23 protein-coding genes are annotated in these 26316 nt (G+C 45.0%); 11 read left to right on the top strand and 12 right to left on the bottom strand.

Annotated elements, in window-relative coordinates:
* Positions 1 to 69: 69 nt before the first annotated feature.
* Positions 70 to 672, top strand: a complete 603-nt coding sequence (locus ZX61_RS17190) for a LysE family translocator (protein ID WP_049845826.1) — start codon at positions 70 to 72, stop codon at positions 670 to 672.
* Positions 673 to 785: 113 nt separating this feature from the next.
* Here the strand turns inward: ZX61_RS17190 and ZX61_RS17185 are convergent, their stop codons facing one another.
* Entirely contained in the window at positions 786 to 1505 is a 720-nt protein-coding gene (locus ZX61_RS17185) for a helix-turn-helix transcriptional regulator (protein WP_049845825.1), read from the bottom strand.
* Positions 1506 to 1687: 182 nt separating this feature from the next.
* On the opposite strand from ZX61_RS17185, the gene ZX61_RS17180 reads away from it, so the two are divergent.
* The 5 genes from ZX61_RS17180 (at position 1688) to ZX61_RS17160 (ending at position 7005) form a co-directional block, all read left to right on the top strand.
* On the top strand, positions 1688 to 2635 hold the full coding sequence (locus tag ZX61_RS17180) for an alpha/beta fold hydrolase (protein ID WP_049845824.1): 948 nt from the start codon (positions 1688 to 1690) through the stop codon (positions 2633 to 2635).
* A gap of 644 nt (positions 2636 to 3279) precedes the next feature.
* The gene (gene ectA / locus ZX61_RS17175) at positions 3280 to 3825 is read left to right on the top strand and encodes a diaminobutyrate acetyltransferase (protein ID WP_049845942.1); all 546 of its coding nucleotides are present in this window, start codon (positions 3280 to 3282) and stop codon (positions 3823 to 3825) included.
* A gap of 11 nt (positions 3826 to 3836) precedes the next feature.
* Positions 3837 to 5105, top strand: a complete 1269-nt coding sequence (gene ectB / locus ZX61_RS17170) for a diaminobutyrate--2-oxoglutarate transaminase (RefSeq protein WP_049845823.1) — start codon at positions 3837 to 3839, stop codon at positions 5103 to 5105.
* 14 nt (positions 5106 to 5119) lie between these two features.
* The gene (locus ZX61_RS17165) at positions 5120 to 5506 is read left to right on the top strand and encodes an ectoine synthase (RefSeq protein WP_049845822.1); all 387 of its coding nucleotides are present in this window, start codon (positions 5120 to 5122) and stop codon (positions 5504 to 5506) included.
* A 71-nt stretch (positions 5507 to 5577) separates the two neighbouring features.
* On the top strand, positions 5578 to 7005 hold the full coding sequence (locus ZX61_RS17160) for an aspartate kinase (RefSeq protein WP_049845821.1): 1428 nt from the start codon (positions 5578 to 5580) through the stop codon (positions 7003 to 7005).
* Between the two features lie 307 nt (positions 7006 to 7312).
* Here the strand turns inward: ZX61_RS17160 and ZX61_RS17155 are convergent, their stop codons facing one another.
* From ZX61_RS17155 to ZX61_RS17140, 5 genes are all read right to left on the bottom strand, one after another.
* Positions 7313 to 9154, bottom strand: a complete 1842-nt coding sequence (locus ZX61_RS17155) for a phospholipase (protein WP_049845820.1) — start codon at positions 9152 to 9154, stop codon at positions 7313 to 7315.
* 84 nt (positions 9155 to 9238) lie between these two features.
* On the bottom strand, positions 9239 to 10162 hold the full coding sequence (locus ZX61_RS17150; protein WP_235431348.1) for a Tat pathway signal protein: 924 nt from the start codon (positions 10160 to 10162) through the stop codon (positions 9239 to 9241).
* Positions 10163 to 10332: 170 nt separating this feature from the next.
* A complete protein-coding gene (locus ZX61_RS24590; protein WP_235431347.1) occupies positions 10333 to 10575 on the bottom strand; it encodes a hypothetical protein in 243 nt (80 codons plus the stop codon).
* A gap of 374 nt (positions 10576 to 10949) precedes the next feature.
* Positions 10950 to 12179: an RNA polymerase sigma factor gene (locus tag ZX61_RS17145; protein ID WP_049845819.1), complete on the bottom strand. Its 1230-nt coding sequence runs from the start codon at positions 12177 to 12179 to the stop codon at positions 10950 to 10952.
* A 3-nt stretch (positions 12180 to 12182) separates the two neighbouring features.
* Positions 12183 to 12542, bottom strand: coding sequence for a YciI family protein (locus ZX61_RS17140; RefSeq protein WP_049845818.1), 360 nt, complete (start codon positions 12540 to 12542; stop codon positions 12183 to 12185).
* 336 nt (positions 12543 to 12878) lie between these two features.
* Here ZX61_RS17140 and ZX61_RS17135 point away from each other — a divergent pair, with 336 nt between their 5' ends.
* On the top strand, positions 12879 to 13637 hold the full coding sequence (locus tag ZX61_RS17135) for an isocitrate lyase/PEP mutase family protein (RefSeq protein WP_049845817.1): 759 nt from the start codon (positions 12879 to 12881) through the stop codon (positions 13635 to 13637).
* Between the two features lie 160 nt (positions 13638 to 13797).
* On the opposite strand, the gene ZX61_RS17130 is transcribed toward ZX61_RS17135, so the two are convergent.
* From ZX61_RS17130 to ZX61_RS17120, 3 genes are all read right to left on the bottom strand, one after another.
* Complete coding sequence (locus ZX61_RS17130; protein ID WP_200904253.1) at positions 13798 to 15258, bottom strand: hypothetical protein; 1461 nt, start codon at positions 15256 to 15258, stop codon at positions 13798 to 13800.
* Between the two features lie 362 nt (positions 15259 to 15620).
* Complete coding sequence (locus tag ZX61_RS17125; RefSeq protein ID WP_049845816.1) at positions 15621 to 16718, bottom strand: YdcF family protein; 1098 nt, start codon at positions 16716 to 16718, stop codon at positions 15621 to 15623.
* Between the two features lie 239 nt (positions 16719 to 16957).
* The gene (locus tag ZX61_RS17120; RefSeq protein ID WP_049845815.1) at positions 16958 to 17857 is read right to left on the bottom strand and encodes an AraC family transcriptional regulator; all 900 of its coding nucleotides are present in this window, start codon (positions 17855 to 17857) and stop codon (positions 16958 to 16960) included.
* A gap of 144 nt (positions 17858 to 18001) precedes the next feature.
* On the opposite strand from ZX61_RS17120, the gene ZX61_RS17115 reads away from it, so the two are divergent.
* Positions 18002 to 18853, top strand: coding sequence for a helix-turn-helix transcriptional regulator (locus tag ZX61_RS17115; protein WP_049845814.1), 852 nt, complete (start codon positions 18002 to 18004; stop codon positions 18851 to 18853).
* A 95-nt stretch (positions 18854 to 18948) separates the two neighbouring features.
* Positions 18949 to 19536 carry a GNAT family N-acetyltransferase gene (locus tag ZX61_RS17110; RefSeq protein WP_049845813.1) on the top strand — a complete coding sequence of 196 codons (588 nt, stop codon included), beginning with the start codon at positions 18949 to 18951 and terminating at the stop codon, positions 19534 to 19536.
* A gap of 92 nt (positions 19537 to 19628) precedes the next feature.
* Here ZX61_RS17110 and ZX61_RS17105 read toward each other — a convergent pair whose 3' ends face one another.
* The gene (locus tag ZX61_RS17105; protein WP_049845812.1) at positions 19629 to 19895 is read right to left on the bottom strand and encodes a DUF2999 family protein; all 267 of its coding nucleotides are present in this window, start codon (positions 19893 to 19895) and stop codon (positions 19629 to 19631) included.
* 273 nt (positions 19896 to 20168) lie between these two features.
* Here ZX61_RS17105 and ZX61_RS17100 point away from each other — a divergent pair, with 273 nt between their 5' ends.
* Together ZX61_RS17100 and ZX61_RS17095 are read left to right on the top strand one after the other, a co-directional pair.
* Entirely contained in the window at positions 20169 to 21248 is a 1080-nt protein-coding gene (locus ZX61_RS17100; RefSeq protein ID WP_049845811.1) for a phosphotransferase enzyme family protein, read from the top strand.
* The gene (locus ZX61_RS17095) at positions 21238 to 22632 is read left to right on the top strand and encodes an MATE family efflux transporter (RefSeq protein WP_049845810.1); all 1395 of its coding nucleotides are present in this window, start codon (positions 21238 to 21240) and stop codon (positions 22630 to 22632) included. The genes ZX61_RS17100 and ZX61_RS17095 overlap by 11 nt, the downstream gene beginning before the upstream one ends.
* Positions 22633 to 22676: 44 nt before the next feature.
* Here ZX61_RS17095 and ZX61_RS17090 read toward each other — a convergent pair whose 3' ends face one another.
* Both ZX61_RS17090 and ZX61_RS17085 read right to left on the bottom strand, forming a co-directional pair.
* Positions 22677 to 23786 (bottom strand): lipocalin-like domain-containing protein, encoded by a 1110-nt coding sequence (locus ZX61_RS17090; protein WP_049845809.1) that lies wholly within the window; start codon positions 23784 to 23786, stop codon positions 22677 to 22679.
* On the bottom strand, positions 23786 to 26314 hold the full coding sequence (locus ZX61_RS17085) for an ABC transporter permease (protein ID WP_049845808.1): 2529 nt from the start codon (positions 26312 to 26314) through the stop codon (positions 23786 to 23788). Before ZX61_RS17085 ends, ZX61_RS17090 begins: the two co-directional genes overlap by 1 nt.
* Between the last annotated feature and the right edge of the window lie 2 nt (positions 26315 to 26316).

The raw sequence follows: 26316 nt of genomic DNA, 5'->3' as shown, positions 1-26316 counted from the left end.
CAATTTTATTCCTGAGCGAATCGTTAGACTGGATCTCATATTGAAATTATCACTTTATGGGAGAGAGCAATGAGTGCTCAACTGATGACAGCTTTTATGTTGTTTGCAATATCGATTTCATTGACGCCAGGGGCGGGGAATATTGCTTTAGTAGGGCTGTCGAGCCGCTATGGCATTGGGGCAACACTACCGTTTATTCTCGGTAACGCGGTCGGTGTGGTCGCGATTTTGGGCGGTGCGAGTATTGGCTTGGTGAGCTTATTTACTCTTTATCCCGATCTTTATAACGTCTTGAAATGGCTAGGGGCGGGTTACTTGCTCTACATGGCTTGGGGCATTGCCAACATGGAGATGGACGAAAACTCAAGTATCAAGAAATCTGGTTTTATGTCCGGTATTTTGGTTCAGATACTTAACCCGAAAAGCTGGGTCGCTTCATTAACCGTGTTCTCTCAGTTCATATCCCCAACTAGCGATTACCTTACTCAAGTGGTGATAATTATTAGCGTGATGGTGTTTACCGGTGTCATTGGTATGCTGCTATGGGCCTATTTTGGTTCGATGCTCAATCGCTTTATCCAATCTCCGCAAAAAATGGCCTGGATAAATCGAGGTTTTGGTGCCAGCTTAGTACTTGTCGTGGTGTTTATGGTCAGTCAGCCGAGCCTATGATTAGGCTTAGCCGTACTTACTTACCTAGGTACGTTGGTGTTGAGTTGACTTTCTTTTGCTAGCACGCGCTTTTAGCTGGCTAGGCAAGCAACTAAACATCAACTGGGCAAAAGTCAGCGAGCTAGATTACGAATGGGAGAAACGTGATCTTCGAACGGCACTTGTCGCCGAAGAAATGTTGTACCTTCAACGAGCTCAGGGGTGCTGATCCGATCCATTCGAAAATGACGAAAGTCTTTGCGTGTCGGATCCCAGGCAACCAAATACCATAACGGTGGTAAAATCAGCATGGCTTGTGGCTCAACATATCGTTGGGTTATGGTTCGTTTAGCGTCACGGTATTGAAAACGCAGGTGTAGCCGTTGTAGAAAAGCTTGCTCGAATGCGGGAAGCAGTTCGGAATCCATCGTTCCCATATCAGATATGTCCACCTGCGGAGCAAGCTTTCCGATATACAAGCAACCTAGAAAACGACGCAGATCGCGTACTTGGTCTGAGGGGAGTGCTTTCTCTATCTTCGCAAGACCTACGTCCGCGAGACCAGAGAAAGGTAGGTTTCCGGCCGCGCGCATTGATTCAACGCTGATGAGAAGCGCAAAAACTTCAGAAACTGACAAGCGCACGGTGGTTTGAATTGATCGTGAATCAAGTTGTAAACCACCTCCGCGACCTGGTTCAGAATGGATGACAACACCCTCATCACGAAGTGCGCTAATATCACGCAATATTGTCCGCCTAGATGCGCCAACCTCTTGAGCAAGGTCAGCGACGGTTGAAGTACCGTTGCGGCGAAGGATACGTACTATAGAGTCTTGTCTTAGGCGAATATTCATCTCTAAAGCTTACCATTCAATGGTGTCAGTATTTGGCACCATTACCATATACAGTTTCTCTGTCCTCGTCAGCAAGAAGGTTTCGAGGTTGCCACGCACACTCGTAAATGCTTATGGACTAAAGCGTCACCCTAGGTAGGAGGCGTAGTCTGACGATTCCATCCAGATAAAGGAGAAATGTAATGTTTAATCCAACCGATTTTCCCAAACCCATTTTTGTTTCAGTCAATGACGTGAAACTTGAAGTCTTCGAAGCGGGTTCGCAAAATGCTGGAAACCCCATTGTGCTTTGTCATGGCTGGCCGGAGCATGCCTTTTCTTGGCGTTATCAGATACCAGCTCTCGTAGAGGCGGGATACCATGTCATTGTTCCAAACCAGCGCGGGTACGGCAATTCGTCCTGTCCGACAGAAGTCACAGCCTATGATATAGAGCACTTGTCGGGTGATTTGATCGCGCTTCTTGATCACTACGGATACGAAGACGCCACTTTTGTCGGTCATGATTGGGGAGCGATGGTGGTTTGGGGGCTGGCTTTATTGTATCCAAATCGTGTCAACAAAGTCATAAACCTAAGCTTGCCTTATCAGGAACGCGGAGACACTCCTTGGATCGAATTCATGGAACAAGTACTCGGCAGTGACCACTATTTTGTCCATTTTAATCGGCAACAAGGTGTTGCAGACGCGGTATTGGATGAGAACACGTCTCGATTTCTGCGTAATCTGTATCGGAAAAATGAGCCACTAAGAGAACCAGAACCGGGCATGGCGATGATCAATATCGCCAAGGGCGATACACCGCTCGGAGAGCCGTTAATGAGCGACAGTGAGCTGGCAGTTTTCGAATCCGCTTTTAAATCAACAGGCTTCACTAGCAGTATAAATTGGTACAGAAACCTTGACCGTAATTGGCATTTATTAGCAGACGTAAATCCCATCATCCAAGTGCCGACGCTCATGATCTATGGTGACCGAGATGTGATCCCTAAGTCCGAAAGGCTAACTGTGTTTGTTCCTAATGTAGACGTAGTTAACTTAGATTGCGGCCATTGGATTCAGCAAGAAAAGCCGCAAGAAACCAACCAAGCAATTTTAAGATGGTTGCAACACCAAAGTAGTAGCGCTTAGCCCTAAGCCAGAGTCATTGCATGAAATGGTCCACACTGAGCTATCTGATATGGCTCAGTTATGCCCCAAAGTTTGTTCCGTTTCTAAAAACGTTACAGTGAGTCAGCTAGCTTTGATATACAGAAATTATTGTGTGGTAAAACGCAAGAGCTGACCCCGCTCCCCTTTTTCTTACAATAGCCAATAAAACAGAGTGTTAAGGCTTAAAACACCAAATGAGCAATTACTAATAGTGTTCATTCATAGTGTCAATTGTTAGTGTTCAAAATACTATTTGTCTGATTTTTAATCGAGTGAACTCTGTGATATCTAGGTGTCATTACACTTACTTTGAGGGAATCTAACTGCTGTCACTGTAACTCATTGTTTATTATGTGCTTATTTCTTTGTCTGTTGGTGTCTTTATTTCACTGCCCAGATCATGAAATAGATTTACCAAATCTCCCCCATGTTTTGTCATAGTAAAACATTTAAGTACAAAACATTAGTCTTCAAATATAATTACATTTTGATTAATATGGTCATAATTGTGACTTAAGTCATATTTATGCGCATTTATTGAGGGTTAATTTGCTTTTTAGGTCACTATTTGCGTGATAATAAGAGGTATATTTGTTTAGAGTACAAAGTAAATGCACATTCCTATGATCGTATCAGCACCTTGGGTGGCTTACCCAGAAATCGTTGAGGAGTCCACGCAGTATGGATCATTTAGTGAACCTAACGCGGAAGATGGAGATGACATTTTTAATCTTATTGCCCAGTGTCCACCACTAGATACCAACTCCTCTTACTGCAATTTTTTGCAATCCACTCACTTTCGCCAAACATGCCTCTTAGCCCGCTACGAAGGAGAGATCTCCGGCTTTATTTCCGGTTATCGCAAACCAGAAGAACCGAGTACGCTTTTTATTTGGCAGGTCGCGGTTGCCCCCAAGCACCGAGGTAAAGGCCTTGCATATCAGATGCTTCAAGTACTTTTGACTAAAGACTCTCTGCAAGGCATTGATGCGATTGAAACGACGATTACCCGTGAAAACGGGGCGTCTTGGGCGCTATTCAAAAAGCTCGATGCGCAAAATGGTCAACAAGGTAGCGTTTCAACATTTCTCGATCAAACGACACATTTCAAGGGTAAACACGATACGGAGTATTTGTATCGCATCCCACTCACATCACAGGATAGATAAACGGTCTAATCATGGATATTTTTGACAAGCAAGAATCGCAAGTTCGCTCTTACTGCAACAGCTTCCCGGTTGTTTTTACGAAAGCAAAAGGGTGTTGGCTAGAGACTGAATCCGGTGAAAAGTACCTAGATTTTCTTGCTGGGGCGGGGTCACTCAATTACGGTCATAACAACCCGATATTTAAACAAGCACTGCTCAATTACATCGAAGCTGATGGTATTACGCATGGACTCGACATGCATTCTGGTGCTAAGGCTGAATTCCTCAACGCGTTGCAGAGTCATGTACTAGAACCAAGAGGCCTTAACTACAAAGTTCAGTTTACAGGGCCTACAGGCACCAACGCCGTTGAAGCGGCACTTAAGTTAGCCAGAAAAGCTAAGGGGCGCAGCTCTATCGTCGCCTTCACCAATGGCTTTCATGGCTGTACATCCGGTGCCTTGGCGGCAACAGGCAATCAGCACCATCGACAAGGAGCAGGGGTAAGTTTAAACAATGTCACTCGTATACCTTTTGAGGGCTATGCGGGCATTGATGGGCTGACACTATTTGAAACAATGTTAAGTGACAACTCAGCTGGGGTCGATAAACCTGCGGCTGTGCTTGTTGAAACTGTACAGGGCGAAGGTGGGCTCAACGTTGCTTCAAACGCGTGGTTGCAACGCCTAAGCAAAATCTGCAAACAGAATGATATTTTAGTGATTGTCGATGATATTCAAGCCGGATGTGGGCGCACGGGTACGTTCTTTAGCTTTGAACCTGCAGGTATTAAGCCTGATATGGTGACCTTATCTAAATCAATTGGTGGATACGGTTTGCCTATGGCAATCGTGCTACTCAAGCCTGAACTTGATATTTGGAAACCTGGCGAACATAACGGTACCTTTCGTGGCAACAACCACGCTTTTGTTACTGCCACTCAAGCAATCGAAATGTATTGGGCTGACAACAAACCATTCGAACAGCACATTTCGAACTGCTCAGCCATGGTTTCCGAGGTGATTGCCTCTATTTTGGCCCGCCACCCAGGCATGTTCGTTAAACAAAAGGGGCGTGGGATGATGATCGGCATTGAGTGCAGCAACGGACAACTGGCTGGCGAGATCGCGAAAGCTTGCTTTGACAATGGCTTAATTATTGAGACAGCTGGACCAAATGACGAAGTGTTGAAGTTTTTCGCACCACTTACGATTACTGAATCTGAGTTAGAAACAGGCTTGGACATATTTAAACATGCCGTCGAAGTCGTGATCCAACAACAGTTTAAGAAAGCATCGTAAATAGGAAGAAAATAATGATTGTTCGCACTTTAGAAGAATGCCGCGATAGCGAGCGCAGAGTTGCCTCAGAAACATGGGAAAGCGTTCGTATGTTACTCAAAGATGACAATATGGGTTTTTCATTCCATATCACCACCATTTTTGAGAATACAGAAACGCATATCCATTACCAAAATCATTTGGAGTCCGTCTACTGTATGAGTGGCGAGGGAGAGATAGAAGTTGTCGGTGGAACAACCTACCCAATCAAGCCGGGGACGCTCTACATCCTAGATCAGCATGATGAGCATTATCTCCGTGCATACGAAGGGAAAGAGATGGTGATGGCTTGTGTATTTAATCCACCAATCACGGGTAAAGAAACCCATGATGAGAACGGTGTTTACCCGCTTATTGACTGATTGCCCTTTCTGGCTAGTCAATAGGGCTAGCCTTTCTTTCGCCACGAACCCTACCAACCAAAGGCCGTATCATGACTTATACCGTAGAGAAAATCGGCGGTACTTCGATGACAGCATTCGATGCTGTACTAGATAACATACTGATCAAAAAAGGAAATGAAGAAACTTACAACCGAGTATTTGTGGTTTCCGCTTACAGTGGAATCACTGATGCTTTGCTTGAATGTAAAAAAACCAGTAAGCCGGGTGTGTATCAGTTAGTCGCTCAGCGAGATGCGAGTTGGCAACAGGCGCTAGACTACGTAGAACAAAGAATGTTACTCATAAACGACAATATCTTTGCCGACCCAATGAACCGCCTTCGTGCAGACAAATTTATTCGCTCTCGGATTTCAGAAGCGAAAGTCTGTATCTCTAACATCATGGAAACTTGCCAATATGGTCAGTTTTCGCTGCGACACTACCTACCCCAAGTTAGAGAGTTTCTTTCCTCTATAGGTGAAGCGCACAGTGCGTATAACACTGCACTCAAACTCAAAAATATCGGCACAAACTCAAGGTTTGTTGACTTGTCAGGCTGGGATACACAGGTTCCTAGTAGCTTAGATGATTGCATTCTAAAAGCGTTTGCAGATATCGACATAAGCAAAGAGTTACCTATCGTCACCGGATACGCGTCTTGCAAAGAAGGGTTAATGTCCACTTATGATCGCGGCTATAGTGAAATGACATTTAGTCGTATCGCCTCATTAACCAATGCTGATTTGGCGATCATTCATAAAGAGTACCACCTTAGCTCGGCTGACCCTCGCGTTGTTGGCTCTGATAAAGTTCTGCCATTGGGAAAGACCAACTATGACGTAGCAGATCAACTTGCCAATTTGGGTATGGAAGCGATTCACCCTAATGCAGCAGCAGGCCTACGTGAAAGTGGTATCGAGTTGCAGATCAAAAACACCTTTGAACCGCGGCACCCAGGGACACTGATCTCCGGGGCTTTTCGACCAACGGTGGACAAGGTTGAAATCATTGCTGGTAAAGAGAAAGTCTTTGCCTTACATCTGTTCGATCAAACTATGGTTGGTTGTGTAGACAATGTCAGCTACGACTTAATGCAAATCATCACAGACGCACGAGTGAAATTGGTGGGTAAAGAGATGAATGCTAACTCAATGACACATTACCTCACTGGCAGCAGCGATGCATTGAACAAAGTTCTGTACAAAACAGAGAAGCGATTCCCTAACGCAAACATAAAAGGCCGAATGGTTGCCCTCATTTCTGCAATAGGATCTCAATTTGACACCAACCAAGCACTCGCAAAAGGTGTGTTAGCGTTAATGGAGCAAAGTATTACTCCTATCGCCGTTCATTCATCGATGAGAAATGTGAATGTGCAGTTTGTTGTTGATGACAATGAGTATCAGCCTTCGATATGCGCACTGCATGAGGTGTTTTTTAATCGAAAAAAGCGCTCGCTACATAGCTTAGCAGTGTGAATGCTCGGCTCGTTCGGCAGTTGCAAGAAGAAACCAAGCCCATTCGCCATCACTTGATTCATTCATGAAGCTCAAAATAATAAGTAGTGGAAATTTTTGGTGTAATTTATCGCGACAGTTATGCATGAGTACAGTTCTAGTTACTAAGGTGTCTGCCCGTACAACTCTGTACATATTTGAATAGTGTGCCCCGGGGGTATTCGAAACCATGGATGACAAATAGATGTAGTAGGTGAAATATTTTATTTTTATTGTTTTGATGGGGCCATCAAGAGGGCGTTAAACGCGCCCTCATTGTTCGAAAGAATTAACCTGAGTATGCGTGCGGACTTGAGTATTTCCACAGGGGGTTCCAGTAAGATTCAAGCAAGTCGTCAACTGGTTCACCTTCGATAAGGTAATTGACCTCCGCCAAATTGCCTGGGTAAAGGTTGTCTGAACCAACGATACAGACTTCGTCGTCTACAATCATAACTTTTGCGTGATTACCGGGGGCAGAGTTGACAGGCCCATAGAAGTACCCGCTGGCACTGACAGTAGTCCAGAATGGGTGTCCGATGATGCCTTGGCTAGGTGGTCTCTCTGATAGTGGCTGGGTTTTCAATGTCGCTGTTTTTCCTTCTTCAGGAAGGTTTGGCCACTTGTATGTTTCACCTTCGGTTAGTTTGTCTGCCGGTACTTTGTCTGTGAAGAAGAACGGTGCGATGAAAAGACGTGACAGCGCGTTTTTACGTTTGCCATCACTGTCGTCAAATAGTTGATCAGTCTTTGCATCATGGGTCATGTAATACTCCATCAACCCAAATGTTCGTATGGCCCCGGAGCCAAAAGAGTATTGATCACCTTCTGCACCTGCTCCGGCGTCTAACGGAGAGACAACTATCTGAACAGTCAACTCCTCGTTTTTCAGCAATGCCTCTATAATCCAGTGGCATACAACATGATCTTTCCAGTTCTTTTTCCAGGCACTAATTATATCCTGTTGTGACATACGGATAGTATGTTTAGCATTCAGGATAAGGCTCTTTTTCATTATCTCTGAGCCTATCTTAAAATCGGTATCCCGGTTAGGGCCGGTCCAGTATTTGCCCACGGTCAGAATCCGGTCTGTTTTTTTATAGTTCTCCAGCTTGTCGTAAGAGTTGTATACAAGACGTTCTTCAAAAACATTGGCATCGAGATCTGAAACCGAGCGTAAGTCAAACTTTTCGATTTCATCGACGGCAGGCAAAGGAGGTAAAACAGGGATCTCAGAGTCAGTGCCGGGTTGGATGCCAGTTCGATGGGTCTCGAGAATATTGTTCTGCTTTTCCTGTATGTAGTCCTGTACATAACTAAGCTCGAAAGGGTCATTTGGATAACTAGGCTCGTTATCCCTGTTGTTCCAGACTAGGTTGTCGGTATCTAATGACTCTTTGGTTAGCAGAAATGTATCTGCCGTCCATAACTCGTTAAGGAATAGCTGAGCACCTAAACTAGCTGCACCGTGGACTACGACTGATACGTCATGAACAGGCGGATAGCTTCGGAACAGGTCCATATTTAGGTTGTGGCCTCCAACTAGGGATTCAACACCATCACAGGCAATGATCTTGGTGTGGTTCCAGGTCATCTTCGTATCTGAATCAGAAATTAATGATTCGGGAAGAAATTTCTTCTGTGCTGACATCCAAGAGCCAGAGACCCGCTGATAGAATCTGCCTACGACAAACTCAGGCATGATCTCCCAGTACTCTGAGCGTGTTCTGATTAAGCGGATCAAAGCGGCTTTAAAATCAATAAGGTTGTCAGGCTCATTGATAGGGTAAAGTGGCGTCTGACCAAATATGAACCTGAATTGTGGAGGTTCGTTTCGATCCATAGGGTTGGTAAGTGCGGTATCTATCGCCCCCAGTATTGCTCTTGCCCAGTCAGGGTCGGGACTATTGAGCGATGAGATATCGCATCGATAACGTGTCTTCTGCACTATCTCAACAATAGCCCGTTCAAATTCCCCTTGGCGCGCAATTGCTCTAGGCATTATTTCTGGGCCAAATGGCATTCCCCAGATACTAGGGGTATCAAGTAGTCTTACATAGTTCACATCACTGTCATGATAGAAAAGTTCTTTCTTTGATAGTTCTGCTTTGATTGATTCTATTTTACTCATCTTCACTCTAACTTGCTGTTTATAAACAGCTCGGCAATCGGTAAGTGGACTTTTACTTAATTTAGTCAACGGTTGGTCTAAGAGTTATAAAAACTTCCAGTCAACCCAGCCCTTGTTTCTTCTCTCAGTGGTTACTGGGTAAGCCAACTTATACGGAGGATCGCCTACTACGTCGTCCATATAATAGGTATCGTTCGGGTTACGACCCCATATAGAAGAGACTCGGCGGACATATGGTCTTCCGGGAAGAGTGTTACTGTTTCGAGTTTCTCCTCCTCCCATAATGTCGAATTCACGATGGAAGGTATGAATTTCTTTTCTTAGCTCTAAAACACTTTTCTCAACTGCGCAAGGGACGTCGAAATTCGTCCCCCATTTGGTTAAATAGCCTCTGGCCATTTTGTAGACCAGCTCTGGAACGGGAGCTACCGAATCACTTGCTTTGTCAGCCGAGTAGTAACTGTCACTGGTAGTATTTCCAGCTACTGTGCTGTGTCGGCCCCGACATGCATAGAGTTCATAACCAATCGGCTGAGGGCGGTTGCTGTCAGGGGCGAGGGGATCGGCTTGCTGTGCCTGATTTGCCATACTTGCCCAGCCGGGGTATCTCATGATCCAGTCCCACCAAGACTGGTTATGGATAACTATTTCATTGTTTTCGTTTCTCATTCTTCCGTTTGGCCGCGGCACCAGTGCCTGGAAAGCATGATCCTGTACATTTAAGTTGTATGACTGATCCCAGGAATAAACGCCCACGTAGTTGACAACATTCGGTGGCAGTTGAGTGAGGATACTCCACCATGTACCAGGCCCTGGAACAGGATCAATGGCAAAAATATTTACTGGGGTGGTACGTGTCTTTTCATCACCATACGCATACAAGAACCAAGCCGCCATGATGGCTTCGCAAGCTCCCCGGCTATGGCCAACGAAATTAATTACGTTCGCTTTAGTTGCGGCCGCTAGGTTTGCGCCGTGTAGTGCTAAAGCTGGCATAGTCCAGCCCATAAGAGATTCTTTATATTTTCTGTACTGATTTCCGCTTATATAGTTAGAAATATCTGACAGCAGGTCATCCGGTGCATTGAGCGGTCCGTTTACCATTAACGGCTCACTGGTGTCTCTGGTGTGTGCCCAGTCATTCTCACCGGCTCCCCTTACTGTTATTCCAACACCTTTCAGCTCATTGATGATTCTGACAGGTATATAGCCTGTTGAAGGAAGGTATATATTCTTATCACTTGCTTCACGTGATACTTCCCCTTCGTCACGGGTAAGGCTGTACCAGAGAAAGATACCGTCATTACACCTGTTTTCTCAGTCAGTGAGAATTTCGGCAGAGCCGGAAGAGAGGTGCTTACAAGTAAGCCTGAACCGCCTATCAGGCCGGATTTAAGGAAATCTCGCCTTCTTATATTCATATGCCCTAGTCCAAAAAATAGTCGAAAATGTGTTTTATAGTTTGAAGTGAATTCATAATTTGCTGAGATCGAGATACTAACAGTAAATAGATTGTGTTCAAATAATTCTATGCAATTTAATGCAATGCCTATTGTTGAGTTTCCGGGGGTGACTTTTTTCTAAACGGGAATCAGGTTCTGTTTATATATTACTGCCCGAGAGCGTTATTGATTTAATCCTGGGAGTTTTAATATCTGAATGCGAATATCGGGGCTAGGTCTTGCATTTTGCCTATCTGAGTTCTCCATACTAGCATTAATTTAGCTTTTGCTAATTTATGACTATAGTTGTAACTGACTCATCGCTGTCCAAAGCCATGTTAAGCAAGACCAAATCAATGTGTTAATTCTCGTAATCTCAACTGCAAAAAAACACGCGTCGCGGTACTTGGCGCCTTCTCAATTGCCAGTTTATAAAAAATGCTAGCTTCTGTTTTTTGCCCTAATTTGCTGAGAATATGCGCACGTGCCGCGTACCAAGGTTGGTAATCTTTAAGGTCTTCTTTTAACTCGTCCAACTTCTTGAGCGCAAGTTCTGCGCGTTCTGTTTCTGCAAGCACTACTGCCCAGTTCAAGGTGACAACTGGAGTAGGTTCGAAGCGCCATAGTGATTGATAAAGCAAAGACATCTGAATCCAATCGGGCTTGGGTTTCATCATATGACAGTCTGCAATTGCTGCCTTGATCTGAAAAGGGCCAGGTCGCCTTTTTTCGATAGCCTTGGAAAGGATGCATTGAGCTTCATCAATATTGATTTGCTGCCATAATGTGCTGTCTTGTTCTTCAACTGGCACTATGGCACCACTAACATTGATTCGAGCCGCGCTTCTCGCATCGGTAAATAACATTAATGCCAGTATACCTTCTACTTCTGGTTCATTGGGTCGCAGTGTCATCAGAAGTCTGGCCAAAAAGATGCCCTCTTGGCATAGGGAACGTGGGCTCTCGTCTTCTGTTACATAGCCAGTGGTGAATATCAAATAGATGGTTTTAAGCACCGTTTCCAATCTGTCACCCCATTTGTCTGTTTCTGGGGTAGAGAACGGAATGCCTTTGGCTTTAATCGATGTTTTCGCGCGATACAGTCGTTGTCCCATGGCTTTTTCGTTATCTAGGAAAGCGGCGGCGATTTCCTTGGTCGTTAAATTGCAGACCGTACGTAGGGTCAACGCGATACGCGATTTTTCTTCCAAGGCTGGATGACAGCAGGTAAAGATGAGCCGTAAACGCTCATCCGGAATGGTTTCATGAACGTCATACTCTAAGTCTGCGGTAAAATGGTCAGCTAGATCCACCGTCTTACGTTGCTCTCGTTGCACCCGACGAATCTGGTCAATTCCCTTATTTAAGCCGACTCTCATTAGCCAAGCCATAGGGTTATGAGGTGGCCCGGACCGAGTCCAGTGTTTCAAGGCCGATATTGTTGCTTCCTGTAGGGCATCCTCGGCTAATTGAAAATCATTAAGGCGCGAAATAAGCCCCGCCAAAAGCAGCCCTCTGTCTTGATGCAAGAGATCATGAATAATACGACTGACCGGGATCGCTTTTGAAGAGGCGTTATTCATACGTTAATCAGCTTCGTTGTAATTCAGCAAAGGGCGGACCTCGATGGTGCCGAACTTAGCCACGGGAATGATTGCTGCACATTTCAATGCGGCGTCCAAGTCGGGCACGTCAACGATGTAGTATCCCCCCAAGTTTTCGCGTGTTTCTGCAAAGGGACCGTCCATGGTTTCCACCTTACCGGAGTGGATTCTCAGTGAAGTTGCCGTTTCTACCCCCTCCAATCCCTCGCCACCAACAAGCACGCCATCTTTTTCGAATGTCTCAGAGGTAAGGGCAAAATCTGCCATCATCTTGTCAAATTCAGGCGTGCCAAATACTGGCTCTTTATCTGGTGCGGCATAAAGCAAAAGCATATATTTCATCTTGGATTTCCTTCTGGTTTGTTGTTTCCTACTCAAGGACGTTTTCGCTTTGCCATTTTCGACATGAACTAAAAATTTTTTGCCTTGCGAATGTACAATAGTACAGAGAATAAACAGTTATCAATTGCGAGATTTGTGCTAGGTGTCTTTAGATAGAAGGACAGATGCCATTACGTTGGCTATTGACCTATTTGATCTAATGCAGCAGAGAGCCAAATGAATATAGGCCTTGCAAATATCTATTATTCAGTTCCGAAAATGGCGCATCTTATTTATCTTCTGTTGTTAGTATCTAGTTGAAAGTATTTAATATAAAAGCAAACTGGAGTAAAAGGTATGTTCAAGAATATGCATGAAATGGAAGAACCACTAGTTATTGGTAATGTATGGGATGTACCAAGCGCGAAAATCGCCGAAAGTGTCGGGTTTTCTGTTATTGGTACTTCTAGCGCAGCTATTGCTAAAAATCTTGGAAAGGAAGATGGAGAAAATATCCGTTTCGAAGACCTTTTGTCGATTGTAAAAGCAATTGTGAAGTCAACAGAACTGCCTTTGACCGTAGATCTTGAGTCCGGCTACGGAGAGACACCCGAAATCATAGCAAAGAATATGATTGAGTTAGTTAAAATTGGTGTTGTTGGAGTCAACATAGAAGACAGTGTCGTGGTAGACGGTGAAAGGTGCTTGTGTGACAGCGCTCTGTTCAGCAAAACTTTAGAAAAAGTTAGAGAATGTATTCGCGAAGCAGGCCTTGAAATTTTTATTAATGTCAGAAGTGACGCGTTCCTACTTAATGTTGAAGAGCCTCTTGTAACTAGCATCGAGAGAATTAATCGATACCAACAGGCGGGCGCTGATGGCATTTTCCTACCATGTATCAATAAAAAAGATGATATCAAATCAGTTGTCGATAGCACCTCACTGCCGATAAATGTAATGTGCCTTCCGGGATTACCTAGTTTTTCAGAACTTAAAAAACTAGGTGTAAAACGCATAAGCATGGGCAATTTTGTACATGAGGCAATGCTTACTTCTCTATCCTCTACCTTGACTTCAATTAAAAGAGAGCAATCTTTTGAGGTACTGTTTATATAGGCCCATATTTGTTTCAGCCAATTCTGGCTGAAACATTTTTGCCCCAAAATGAGTTAGAGCAAAGATTCGTTCAACTTTACGTTATCGATATTTGCCATAATAGAACTGATGGGGAGCACAGTGTAAGAAGTGCTCCCAACCATTCCTCTTCTTGAGTCATTTAGTTGTAGTTTTTTGTTTTGGCTGACAACGAGGCAACCAATAAACCTACAGATACTAATCCAAAGAACGACAAGAAAGCGCTCATTAAGTTGAGAAGTCTATTATTTTGCTCAATCTCGACAATGGTGATGTTTGTAAAAGACTGGAATGTAAAAGTTAAGGATTTTATGATGTCAAGGTATGTGTCAGATTCACAGTAACCAAAATTGATTAATGATACCGAGGTGATAAGGAAAAGAATAAACCTGATAATGTTGAAGGGTTTCTCACCATATCCCCAGTAGACTTCTTGCGCGTACATCCAAATGGAAGAAAATAGCGATAGCATTTTAGTTTTAGCTGAAAGCTTAGATTTAAAATCAAAAAAACTCTGCCATAGTTTCTTTCTCTTTGCTGTTTGCTCTAGGAGAAAGTGCTCCCCCGCTAAGTCTGGATAACCTAAACGGGAATAGATAACCTTTGCGGTTTTGTGAAAAGCTTGTTTATGGCTTTGGGAATTAGTAACTATATCTTCGTACTCCAAATGGCAACCTACTATTTCAGAAGCGATTAGATTTAATGAGAGCTTTTTCTCCTTAATAGTACATTTAGATAAGCTGGAGTTATCGAGATTGATATTCGATGACCCGTATTCAAATCGACACTCGGCCAAGCTTCCATTTTTCACCGCCATTCCTATCGAACATTGATGGAATGTTGCTGCATGTATACCACCAACGACATTGAAGTTGTGCAATGTACAATATGTAAATTGTTGGAAGCTTGTGATCATTGGAGAGAGTAAAGTTAAGTTATCGAGATTTGTGAACTCAAGATTTTTCTCTCCTATATAACAATCATCTATTGTTACATTTTTCCCGCCTAGTTTTAGTAACTCAAGCTTCGGTGGTGCCGTATTATTTACCCAGAATGGCGAGTTAACAGAACGATTGGGCATGTGAAGAGGGATATTAAACTGTATGTTCGAGTGGCTATTTAGATAATGTCTGTCTTGGGAGGTTCTTCCTCCTGGCGTCAAAAAAGAAATTATGCTTTCGATGTTTGTAACTTTTTTGTAAATCGCCCAATCTATATAACTTAAAAACTCGACTCTTTTGATACATTTAGTTTTTGTTAGTCGAGTTTCCAGTTCATCTGACTGTATAAATTCATAACAAATAGCAGGTGGTACAGGGGAGTTTGAAAATATAGATATGCTGATATCACGTTCTACATAGTTGATTCGTTGACCGTAGTATCGGACAAATCTGGCTGGGCCATGGAAAAGTAAGTCATCTTTAGACAAACCATCTTGCTCGGAAAGCCAATCACCAAAACTAGGCAAACTATCGTAAAGAAACTCAACTATACGAGGAAAATCATGAGATCTTCTCCACTCATTGAATTTATCGTCATTCCAATTCATCCATTCATTCGGATCTAGTTCAATTTTATCTTCGGGCTTTTTAACTGCTTCCAATGTAGTTACTCATAGTGCTTTGATTACATGATCAGAACAATAGCAAGATAGGGACTCGCTTGATTAGCAAATTGTATCATACAGGTGAGTTGTTAGAAAAATTGAAACTACGGCGTTCTGTCTGCTATCGCAGGAATAATGGCATACTTTTTCTAATCAAAATAACCCGAGGCAGGGTAATAGCTCTAAAACGTTTATGTCCAGAGACGTGCTACAGATGGTGGGCGTAACACGTCTTTCTAAAAATAACTCTAGTACTCAAAGTCATTTTGGCCTTCACCTCAAAAGGAACTAACGTTTTTCACCGAACCCTGATCCAAAAATTAAGAAGGTCGCATCATGCGACCTTCTTGTTCTTTGTCTTAGCGAGACTCTAACGGGTATGAGCGGTAGCTCCACATACCGTAAGTTCGAAGGGCATCGCGGTAGATTCCTAGTAGCTCACTGTCACTCGCTTTGGTGAGCTCTTTTAGCGGCTTGTCTGGGTAGCTGACTGTATCGAACGTAATGCCTTGTGGGCCTGTTTGCCAACTTGCAATTTCAAACAGTGTTTGCCCACGACGTACATGGCTTGCAGAGCTAATGATGGTCGCATGTTTGATGTTGTGGCGGGCTAGGGCATAGCTGCTAAATAGCGCGTTGCCAACGGTGCTGGTGGCGTAGTTTTCTTCAATGATTCTGTCTTTGCTGACGCCTTTCTCGATCAGCCAGTCAGCCATCAACTTGCCTTCGGTCTTGTGGTTCTTTGGTACACCACCCGTTAGCACGATAAGCGCATCTGGGTTCGCTTTTGCCATTGCCAAAGTGGTTTCAAGACGCTCAACTAAGATCTGGTGCATTGAGCCATCTGGGTTTAGTGCGTAACCCAGAGTAACAATCGCTCCCTTATCTTCTAACTTACCTTGCGCTGCTTTCTCTTTTAGTGGTGTCTCTAGTACGCGATCCACTGTCGAGAAAATTCGCTTAATGTCAGCCGCTTTGCCCGCATTGAGTTTAGATAAAGCACCCATGTGTTTGCTTGACTCAGCTTGGTTGCCTTTGAAGCGTTGCCATACCGCAAGGTAGGCATGTAGATCCACATCATCCGGTGCCACCGTCAGCGCTTGCTCGAATAGCTCAATCGCACGATCGACATTTTTGTTATAAATCTGAGCATTAGCCGCTGAGATAAGAAGATCAGTACGGTATGGCTCCAGTTCGTATGCCTCTAGTAAGCGATCGGTAACAATCTCCATATTACTTGGCATTTTCGCAGTGAACCCAGCATGAGAGATTCGAGCTGGGGATTTAAAGGCTGTCACAGCATCGCTCAGAAGCTGATCAACCACCTGTCTTTTAGTGACGAGTTGGGCGTAATCTGTTGAGGCTTGCACTGTAGAGTCGTTAGCGGCAAGAGAGTATGGCGCAGCAGTTAAAGCAATAACGCTACCTAGAGCGAGGGCAATGATGTTCTTCTTCATTAGGAGATCCTAGTGTTGTTATGTGTTGATCTAAGTCGACGGATTTTTTGCAGTGTAAAATTACCTCTCAGATAGTCTGTGAATTGGTTCTCACTTTAAATGAAACACTCAGCATATGGTTGTGGTTTGCGAACTAAGATCACGAACTGGATATTTAACCTATTGATATAAATGATAATTATGTCGTTAATACATAAGTGGCGGGGGAGAAAAAGCCTGCTTACTCGCAGGCTTTATGGTTACTTAATCGCAGTACAAAAACTGACATCAGCATGCTGGGTTTGTGGGTCGTAGCTGTGGTAGAGCTCGAAGCAAGGTCTGTCATCGTTTTCTAGCCCTGTTTCGATCACTTTACTCATCAAATCATCCCAAGCGAGCGCATATTGGCTGTGCTGTGTGATGTTCTGGCGCATCACCGCGTATTCGCCACCGGGAAAGTCTTGCAGTTCTATGCCATTTATTACGTCTGTATCTTCAGGCACCATCAAACAGATATCGGTACGACATTTGTCGCTTGGAGTAACTTCAGGGTTGTCGTGATAGATGAAGATACAAGTATTCTCCGCTAACCCTTTCATGCCAGCCCACTGATAGAGTCGACCACTGGCTTCTTGATAACCTTCACCGTAAGGGCCTGTAACTCGGACATAAGCCAGTTTTGTCGCTGTAAAGTTTTGCGTTTCCATTTTGTTGCTCCACGTTGTTAGTTCAGAGCCAGTATATGAATCGCTAGGTTTGCCTGCGTTTCCATTCTTGCGCAGCGTGTGTCCAATCTTGCTGTTTCGCGATAATTCAGAAAATTGCTGGTAGTTTTCGCAATCACGAAAAGCACTTGGCGTTACCCCATAATGTTGCTGAAACGCTTTGGCTAGGCTCTGTGAAGAGGCAAAACCGTATTCCAATGCGATGTTTAGCACGGGTTGTTTTGATTTAAACAAATCGTCGGCTGCCGACTGCAACCGCAAACGTCTGACAAAATCAGCGAGGGTTTCTCCCTGCACGGCTTTGAAGGTGCGATGGAAGTGATATGGCGACAGGTTCGCTAGGGCTGCGACTTCTGGCAAATTGAGGGGTTGGTTGAAGTTCTTTTCCAGATAACGAATCACTGGAATCAGCCTCTTTTGATAATCAACGCGCATTACTGAGCTCACCCTTGCTTTAAAATGACTGTATAAGCGTACAGTAAATAGGCTCGATTTAAAAATGGAGTTTTGATAAATGCGTAGCGCACAGTGACGAATTGAGTCACACTTATTGCTCTTTCTCCGCAAGCAAGGACAACCATGATCGCTTGGAAGCAGCACTTAGCAGGTTACGAGTGGCTTATTCACCAAGTCTGGTACTTGGAGGTTGAACATGGTGAAGCGATTGATCCAAAACCTCACCTTATTCCCAATCCACGCGCTCATTTGCTGTTCACTCCCAAGCATCAAGCCTACAGCTATGACAACGGTGAAACCTTACTTCGTGGTAAAGGCAGTCACTTACTGACTGCGAATGAAAACCTCCTTCTATTAGAGGATGAGGCTCCGATAAAACGCATCGGTATTACCTTTCGACCTGAAGGGCTCTATGCTCTCCAATCTGCTTGTTACGATGATGCCCAAGTCAATGCGCTTAACCAGTGTCAGTGGTTTGATTGGCTGAGCCCTTTATTTGATGAGGATTTTCAACAAACGCTATGGCAACAAGACTCACCAGAAGCCTTGTTAGATTCGATAAAACGTCACTTAGACTTTTTAAGGATTGAACCCTGTCGAGCCAAGCCGTTTTTAGTATCGCAGAAGGCAATTTTGGTGATGGACGCGCAAGCATTGAGTTCACCGGAGCTCGCGATAGATATGGAACAGATTGCCGCGCAGTGCGCGTGTTCTCGAAGAACCTTAGAGCGCAGTTTCAAGCAGGTGGTTGGTCTGAGCGTTAAGCAGTATCAGCAAATGGCCCGTCTTGAGCAGATGATTTTGGCCCTCTACAAACAACAAGAGGCGATCGATTGGGTGAGTTTTTCGCAGCAATTTGGCTTTAGTGATCAGTCGCACTTGATACGCACACTCAAGCAGCAGCTTAGAAAAACGCCGAACAAGTATTTGCAAAAACGCGACCTGACGATAGATATCTACGGTGACTTCGAATAGGAACTTGCGGCGACCAAGACAAGCAAGTTGTCGCAAAAGTCCAATTATTTTCTGGTTGGCTCCACTAAGATAGTTGCCAGATAACGAGGTAACACATGTCATATCAAAAACTAAAACAAGGCCAAACCATTCCATTTAATGAGTCGTTGAATATTCAACTGATTCAAGCGTCTGATCTGCAAGATATTATCGAAATGCTCAATGACGATAAGGTCAACAAGTATCTGTTCTTCGCCCCGGCTGACGATAGCCTTTATGAAGGTTTCTTTGGCCCAATCATTGAGAACACAGCTCAAGCCATCAAAGATGACGTTTGGCCAGAGAGTCCGACGTTTGTCATTCGTGATCAGCAAGGTAAATACATGGGAATGTGTGCCGTGACGTCGGTAATGTTCCTAACGGGTAATTACGAGGTAGGTTATCAGCTACCGACTTGCGCATGGGGCAAAGGTATTGCGACTCGCGCGTGCCAAATGATGACGGAGATTGGCTTTACCGAGCTTAAGGCGCATAAAGTCAGTGCAGATTGCTACTCATCGAATGTGGGTTCATACAAAACGTTAGAGAAATGCGGCTTTAGCCAAGAAGGGCGTCAGAAAGACTATTACAAGCTAGAGCAAGGCTTGGAAGACAAACTTTACTACGGTATGACCGCAGAGCAATTCGCCTCTTTCAGTCGTTAAGTGATCAAACTGCGCGTTTAAGCAGCAAACAAAAAGGCCGCTATGCCCATGATCGGGTTAGCGGCCTTTTCTATATTAACAGACCCTAGGTCTTAGTTGCCTTGATTTTGGCTTTGAAGCTTCTTTTTTGCTTCTTCAACTTTTGAGAAATCTAAGCCCAACTCATCGACGGCTTCTTTGATTAGCGCAGGGTTTTGCATTACTTGCGCCATCAGCATTTGTAGCTTGTCTTGTGGCAGACCTAGTTGGCTGATTGTTGCCATTGCTGCAAGAGGGTTTTGCGTCAGAGTTTGGAAGATTTCGTTGATCTGTTCGTCGCTGATGTTGTTCTCTTTCAGCAGTGCAATAATCGGGTTCATCATATTTCCTTTTCAATCTATTGATGACTTTGCGCAGCAGTTTATCACTTGGCCGCTAAGATTGAATAGCTCTAACACTGTTTGTGCTTATGGCGATGCCTTATAAGTTCAGTGAATCATCTGTTGTTTTATCTATTTAACTTGTGTATATGTGACTCGGCGCACTGTGTGTATGTGTGTTGTATTGGTAGTCTTTGCGCTCCCCACATCCTCTACTCATCTTTGTATTTTAATTTCACCGCGTGAGCGGTTACTTATGGAGTAGCAATACGCATGGCAGCAGAACCTGTGCAGCGACGAATACAGTTCGTATTCGATCAATACCAAATTTTCCCTAATGACAACCTCACACTGTGTTATTTCGGTATGGCTAATGAAGTCTATATTGTGCCGACGGAACATGGTCGTTATGTACTAAAGAAGTGCTTTAAAAGTAACACCAAAGAGTTGATTAGTAACGAAGTTGCGTTGATAGAACAGCTCAATAGTAATGGATGTTCGACACCAGAAATTGTCCCAGATAAAGAGGGCAACTTGTATGTGGATTTTGATGGCGAAATCTATGTCATGACCAAATATTGCTCTGATATGACGTACAACTGGTCAAGTGAAATCCCTGACAAAGCGCATCAAGAAACCATTCGTGCAATGGCGAACTTTCACCACGCAACGGAGCAATTTACGCCGCCGTATCCTAATTCGCGTACCACCTTTTTAGGTATGGCTACGCATAGAGATAAACTGGCACAAATTGAAGCGTGTGTGGTAGAGGGACGTGAATCATTTAAGCAAATGAGTGAGTATTTGCCAAAGCTGAAATCACTGCTTAACCAACTTGAGAGTGAAATTAATCAATCGGAGTTAGACAAAGCCAAGCAGTGCTTTATTCATGGCGACTTACACTGTTATAACCTCTTCTATGACCAAGACGGGGGGTACACCAAGCTAATCGATTTTGACTTTAGCCGCCTAGATTATCGTCTGGCAGACATCTTTTGGACTAGCCGAATACTTGGCTTTAAGTTGGTGCGTCGTCATTACAGCATCGAGCAGTTGGAAGCTTGGGATCACGTAATTCCTGAAGATCTCTTGTTGAATCTTCTGGTTCAAGTTTGGCAAATAATTATTCGCCAATATCGTCAAGTATCAAGCTTAAATGACAGCGAGCTAGCGTTAGTGCCTCTCTTTGCTCAAGCGGTCCCCTTGTATATCTTTCACTTCTTCGACTTCACCAATAGCGAGCAAGAGTGTCTAGAGCATGTGAAATGGTTCGAATGGGAGTTGTCTCAAGTGGAACGTAATGTGCGACTGAATATGCTGGCGATAGAAAAGGTACTGAGTGATGTGGCGTAGTCGATATGCACTGGTTGCCCCTATTGTCGGGCTGGCACTACCCATCATGCTGCAAGGCGTTTTATTTTCATTGATGGGCTTTGTTGACTCCTTGATGATAGGACAGCTGGGTGAGCTAGCTATTTCAGCGCAAGGTAACGTCGGTCAACTACTCTCGTTTAGCTTTCTTCTCTTTGCAGCGCTGACAACAGGGGGAAGTATTTTAATCTCCCAGTTTAGTGGGGCGCAGCAGGAGCGAAAAGTTGAACAGATAGCCCATACTATGATTGTCGCTGGTGGGGGCTGTGGTTTGCTCCTTGGTGGCATTTTCTATGTGTTAGCTAAACCGTTGGTGGCGCTTCTCACTACAGATCTGTTTTTGCCAGTAGAGCAATGGTCACAAGTACCCGAGGTTGCATCGGGTTATCTACACATTGTTGCTTTTGCTGTTCCCGCTATGCTGTTGTCACAGGTGATTGCGGCGGTATTTAATGCGACGGGAGATACCAAAACCCCGGTTAAGGTTTCGGTGGCCTTTAACATCGTCAACTTTATTGGTAACTATGTACTGATATTTGGCTTGGACCTTCCTGGAAGTGCGGGGCCCATGTTTACCCCTCTAGGGCTTTTGGGGGCGGCATTTGCCACTTTAATCGCCAGTCTCGGACAAGCGTTGGTTCTCTTCGTTATGATCTATCGTCGTCTTGGCGGTTTCAAGTGGGGTCAGTGGTCAGAGCTAAAACAGATCATCCAGCTTGGCTACCCCAACAGTATTGATGGTTTTTATTGGCAAGGCGCGCGCGTATTTTATACCGTGCTGATGAACAGTATTGGCGCGATAGCGTACGCAGGATATGCGATTGTCAGAACCTTTAAAGGCCTATTCATGTTGCCAGTAGGAGGCTTGCAGCAGGCGACGGGTATTTATATCGGTAAGTTATTGGGTGCTGGGGAACTTGAGCAAGCCAAGATCACAGCGAGAGCAGCTATTTGGGCAGGCGTTATTTTGATGTCGATACCGGTGACATTATTGGTCTTACTCGCTCATCCGTTGCTGGGTTTGTATCAGATCCAAGCGGAAACTTATCAACAAGCTTATTGGTGTCTGTGGATTCTCGCGGGATCGCTATTTTTTACTGCGGTAAATTCGGTTATTCCGGGAATACTTCGCGCGGGCGGTGATACTAAATCGGTGATGAATATCACTTTGAAAAGTTTTGCTTTTATGGGGGCTCCTGCCAGTCTTCTACTGGGGGTTGGTTTTGATCTAGGACTCATAGGCGCTTTTATTGGCATTTCGCTCGAAGAGATCTTTAAGTCATATCTGTTTATCCGTCAGCTACAAAAAGATGATTGGCTAAACAATCTTGCGGAGCGGAGTAAAACTCAAGTCGCTGCAGGCTAGCAATTGGTACAAAGTCGCCGCTTAAGTGCGGCGATTTTTTCGGCTTAATAACCCGTTAACTCCATATACCCCGTACCCGAATGAGTCCCCTCGATACGCACTGGGCCTTCCCAATAGGGGACTGAAAGGGGCATGTTAGCGTTGGGGTTGAGCGCTGAAACCACAAGCTCGATTTGCTGACTCGGAATAGCCACTTGCCACTCGGTTGGATAATTACGCCCTTGGATTTCAGTTTGTTTGGTTGCGTTCAATTGAATCTCATTGGATGAAATGGCAATACCCGAGCCGTCTTGTCGCATCAGTCTGGCGCTAGAGTAACTGGCTTTTCCGGTATTGGAATCTCGCAACTGGAACACTACCAAGCTGGTTTCGTCACTTAGTCTTAAGGCAAACCAGTCCCAACCTTGTTGTGAGTCGAGCAAGAACTGCGAGCTCCACTCTCTGTCTATCCAACCTTTACCCGTTACCTGATGAGTGTGGCCATCAATAATGACTTTGCCAGAAACCTCAATAAACGGTTGGCTATAGTAATACGAAGCCACCTGACCATCGGCACTTTTGGTGCTGTAACCTTGCTCGCCCTGTTTCTGATAAGGTGCACCGCTAGTGAGTGTCAGAGATAAGCCAAACTGCTCTGAACTGGCATTGAGTGTGGCGGGGAAAAGGTCGTCGGTTGAAGATTGCCACTGCCAATCGTCGAGATAAACCCGAAATGGCGACACATCAACGCCTGCTAGCGAAGCTTGGTCGCGTGACCATTTCTCATCGGCAAAATGCTTGTCTGGCGTGGTTACTGCGCTATGCGCCATATAAATTTGTTGGCTCTGCCATACGGTTTTTTGCGCTTTGTTTTTCCCATCTTCTGGCGCGGCAGCAAAGCGAAACTGTGTCCACTGAACACCGAGTGGATTGCCACTTTCATCGATTAAATTCGCCGTTAAATACCACCATTCATGACGAAAACTTGGGTGTGCTTGATGATCGGCAGGGAAGTTGAGTTCAACGCCCTTAACTACAGGAGTGAATGGATTGCTCTCGCTTTGAGTCTCTCCACTGCCTAATAGCATTGCCATATTTTGCTCCTGAGGCTTTTCACAACCAAGCAGCAACGAGCAGCTCATTAGCCAAGTGAGATTGCGTGCAAATTGATTCATTACAGCACCTCGCTTTGCAAACTAGACACGACAGGTTTACTGACCAATCGCCACAGCGGAATCAGGGTCGCAACTACCGCGACAAAGATAGTGATTGCCACAATGCTGAGGGCATCACTCCAACTCCACAGGTAACTTAGGCTCCAACCAAAGGCGCGCAGGGTAACGATGTCTGTTAGTACATAACCGACCATAGCGCCGAGTGGTAGAGCGATAACCAAAGTAAAGCTGACCAAAGCGACGATTTGCCCGATGACCATGGTCATTAGTTTGCGGCGACTGACGCCAAGCGCGTACAGTCTCGCAATGGCGGCTTTGCGTGCGTCGAGCAACATAAAACAAGCACTAAATAAGCCAATCACTGCGACCATCAGGGTTACACCATTGAGAGCGCGCGTAATGGCGAAGGTCTGCGAGAAAATATCGAGCGCGATGGATTTTATTTGTGCCTGATCATAAAGCTGACTTGGGTGCAGGTTTAGTTGCTTACGCAGTTGGTCATAGACGAGATCTGGGTCGCCAGAGACTTTGACGCCAAGGCTGGTGGGCAAGTTGGTAAAACCACTTTCACGCCACAACTTTGGGGCCAATAAAACTTCACCATTGGGTGAACCGTAATCATGGAATATCGCCCCGACACGCAGAGTTTTGTTTGGAACTGCATCGAGCTCAAGTTCGCTATCGAGCGATAAGCCGAGCTTGACCGCAGTCGGCTCACTGATGGCGACCAACTCACCTTGGTAAAAACGTTGCCAGAAGTTATCAAGGTGAGACTTGAACACCATGGTTTGCTCTAAGGTATCCTTGTCTTTGGTGCCGAGCAAAGTGGGTAAGCCTTGTAGACTCTCATCGACATAGTATTGCTTGTAGACCGTCTCAATCCCGACAAATTGCTCTAATGCGCTTTCTACATTGGCAATCTCACCTTGTGCAGGACTAACGTAAATGTCAGCATGAAGCCTTTGTTCGAGCCACTGTTTTAACGTCGATTCAAAGCTGCCAACCAAGGTGTTCATTCCTATATTGGCTGTGACCGCAAGCAGCATTGCCATCATGGCAAGAGAAAGCGGAGAGATTAGCTCGCGCAGCTCAGCGAACAGGTAGTGCATCAAGCCTGAACGGGTACGCCTTTCACACTCGTTGGCTAATACGCTGAGTGTTTTAGGTAGATACAGAGGAATCGACACGACAAGTACGCCGAGCCAAGCCATAGTAAAACGGTGATGCTCACTCAGCCATAATCCAGCGAGCGCCGCAGCAGTCAACATTATGCCAACCATGAACAATTGGTTTTCGCTAGACGTTTCTGGGGCTTGATAAAAACCGCCATGAGAAGAGAGCGGCTGGTTCACGCGTTGTTTAAAGTGCTGCCAACACGCCAATAGTGTTGCAGCTAGGGTTAGCAGCAGCGCTTGCGCCCACCATTGCCACTGCCAAGTGCCAGGAAGCAGTGTTGCTCCGTAAAGTTGTTCAAGCGTGAGCGCAATGGTTGGGTGCAGCCAATGGCTGAGCTGCATGCCCAATACAAAACCGAGTGAAGCGCCGAGGGTAACCAGAATGGTCAGTTCAATCAGCAGTGCGGTGAACACCATGTTTTGCCCAACCCCCGCTTGTTGGATTTGGACTAACAGTCGATTGCGTTTGAGTAAGCTGTACTTCACGCCGTTGTAAGCGATAAACAGACCAACCAGAAATGCTAACAGGCTCATCGCGGTAAGGTTGAGGTGGAAGCTATCAGTGAGTGAACCAAGGTCAGCATTTTGATTGTTGGCGATCCATTGCCCTTGCTCGCCGATGAGGTTTAGCCATTTTACTTGCGTGTTATTAGCTGTATTGAAACCTACGTCGAAAACGGCAATGTAACTGAGCTGCCCTTGTTTGTTGAGCAACTGCTGGGCAAAGCCAATATCCATCAACATTCGGCTGCCTAATTGCCACTCATCGGGTAATACGACGACACGGGTCGGGACTTCATCCAGAGTCAGCGTTGCTACTTCGCCTAAGTTCTGATGTTGCGACAGGCTCATCATCACTATGGGTTCGCCAGCTAAAAGTTCAGCGAGTGGTAATGCGCTGTCGAATAGAGAAACGTTTTGCTCGCTGTGTGGTGATTGTCCGTTGTGGGTTGAATAGCGAGAGCGTGACGAGATAGCAGCGATCAACTCGCTACCTTGTACTGACCAGCGGCGACCTTGCTTGTCCCGAACTCGCCCTTCAATTACGGGTAAGGCTGCACTGAGTCCGTTTTGTCTGAGGCTGAAGTAGAGCGATTCAGGCAAATAGTTTTGCCCCGCTGGTGGAATAATCAGATTTTGCGCTTGAGCACTCAGTTGCTCGGTGGATTCCGCATAGCTGCGCTTAGCATTGAGGTTGATTGATTGCACGGCTACAAACAAGGTTACCGCCAGCACGATACCAATCAGAATTGCGGCTGCCTGAAGGGGAGCTTGGCGATAATGCGCCGCGAACAGATTTAATGCGAGTCGAATATGTGTGAGTCTGATACGCGAGAATCTAACCTGAGTCATGG

The organism is Vibrio sp. VPAP30 (genome assembly GCF_001188205.1).
GTDB lineage: Bacteria > Pseudomonadota > Gammaproteobacteria > Enterobacterales > Vibrionaceae > Vibrio > Vibrio bivalvicida.
Note: the sequence above shows the minus strand (reverse complement) of the source record. Positions and strands in the feature narration are given on the sequence as shown.

Excerpts from the sequence above, each read along its gene's own strand:
- ZX61_RS17185 (WP_049845825.1), bottom strand. The coding sequence starts at position 1,505 with ATGAATATTCGCCTAAGACAAGACTCTATAGTACGTATCCTTCGCCGC.
- ZX61_RS17160 (WP_049845821.1), top strand. The coding sequence starts at position 5,578 with ATGACTTATACCGTAGAGAAAATCGGCGGTACTTCGATGACAGCATTC.
- ectB (WP_049845823.1), top strand. The coding sequence starts at position 3,837 with ATGGATATTTTTGACAAGCAAGAATCGCAAGTTCGCTCTTACTGCAAC.
- ZX61_RS17140 (WP_049845818.1), bottom strand. The coding sequence starts at position 12,542 with ATGAAATATATGCTTTTGCTTTATGCCGCACCAGATAAAGAGCCAGTA.
- ZX61_RS17100 (WP_049845811.1), top strand. The coding sequence starts at position 20,169 with ATGGCAGCAGAACCTGTGCAGCGACGAATACAGTTCGTATTCGATCAA.
- ZX61_RS17145 (WP_049845819.1), bottom strand. The coding sequence starts at position 12,179 with ATGAATAACGCCTCTTCAAAAGCGATCCCGGTCAGTCGTATTATTCAT.
- ZX61_RS17165 (WP_049845822.1), top strand. The coding sequence starts at position 5,120 with ATGATTGTTCGCACTTTAGAAGAATGCCGCGATAGCGAGCGCAGAGTT.
- ZX61_RS17105 (WP_049845812.1), bottom strand. The coding sequence starts at position 19,895 with ATGAACCCGATTATTGCACTGCTGAAAGAGAACAACATCAGCGACGAA.
- ZX61_RS17155 (WP_049845820.1), bottom strand. The coding sequence starts at position 9,154 with ATGAGTAAAATAGAATCAATCAAAGCAGAACTATCAAAGAAAGAACTT.
- ZX61_RS17085 (WP_049845808.1), bottom strand. The coding sequence starts at position 26,314 with ATGACTCAGGTTAGATTCTCGCGTATCAGACTCACACATATTCGACTC.
- ZX61_RS17115 (WP_049845814.1), top strand. The coding sequence starts at position 18,002 with ATGATCGCTTGGAAGCAGCACTTAGCAGGTTACGAGTGGCTTATTCAC.
- ZX61_RS17135 (WP_049845817.1), top strand. The coding sequence starts at position 12,879 with ATGTTCAAGAATATGCATGAAATGGAAGAACCACTAGTTATTGGTAAT.
- ZX61_RS17110 (WP_049845813.1), top strand. The coding sequence starts at position 18,949 with ATGTCATATCAAAAACTAAAACAAGGCCAAACCATTCCATTTAATGAG.
- ZX61_RS17095 (WP_049845810.1), top strand. The coding sequence starts at position 21,238 with ATGTGGCGTAGTCGATATGCACTGGTTGCCCCTATTGTCGGGCTGGCA.
- ZX61_RS17090 (WP_049845809.1), bottom strand. The coding sequence starts at position 23,786 with ATGAATCAATTTGCACGCAATCTCACTTGGCTAATGAGCTGCTCGTTG.
- ZX61_RS24590 (WP_235431347.1), bottom strand. The coding sequence starts at position 10,575 with ATGAATATAAGAAGGCGAGATTTCCTTAAATCCGGCCTGATAGGCGGT.
- ZX61_RS17125 (WP_049845816.1), bottom strand. The coding sequence starts at position 16,718 with ATGAAGAAGAACATCATTGCCCTCGCTCTAGGTAGCGTTATTGCTTTA.
- ZX61_RS17190 (WP_049845826.1), top strand. The coding sequence starts at position 70 with ATGAGTGCTCAACTGATGACAGCTTTTATGTTGTTTGCAATATCGATT.
- ZX61_RS17180 (WP_049845824.1), top strand. The coding sequence starts at position 1,688 with ATGTTTAATCCAACCGATTTTCCCAAACCCATTTTTGTTTCAGTCAAT.
- ZX61_RS17150 (WP_235431348.1), bottom strand. The coding sequence starts at position 10,162 with ATGGGCTGGACTATGCCAGCTTTAGCACTACACGGCGCAAACCTAGCG.
- ZX61_RS17120 (WP_049845815.1), bottom strand. The coding sequence starts at position 17,857 with ATGCGCGTTGATTATCAAAAGAGGCTGATTCCAGTGATTCGTTATCTG.
- ectA (WP_049845942.1), top strand. The coding sequence starts at position 3,280 with ATGATCGTATCAGCACCTTGGGTGGCTTACCCAGAAATCGTTGAGGAG.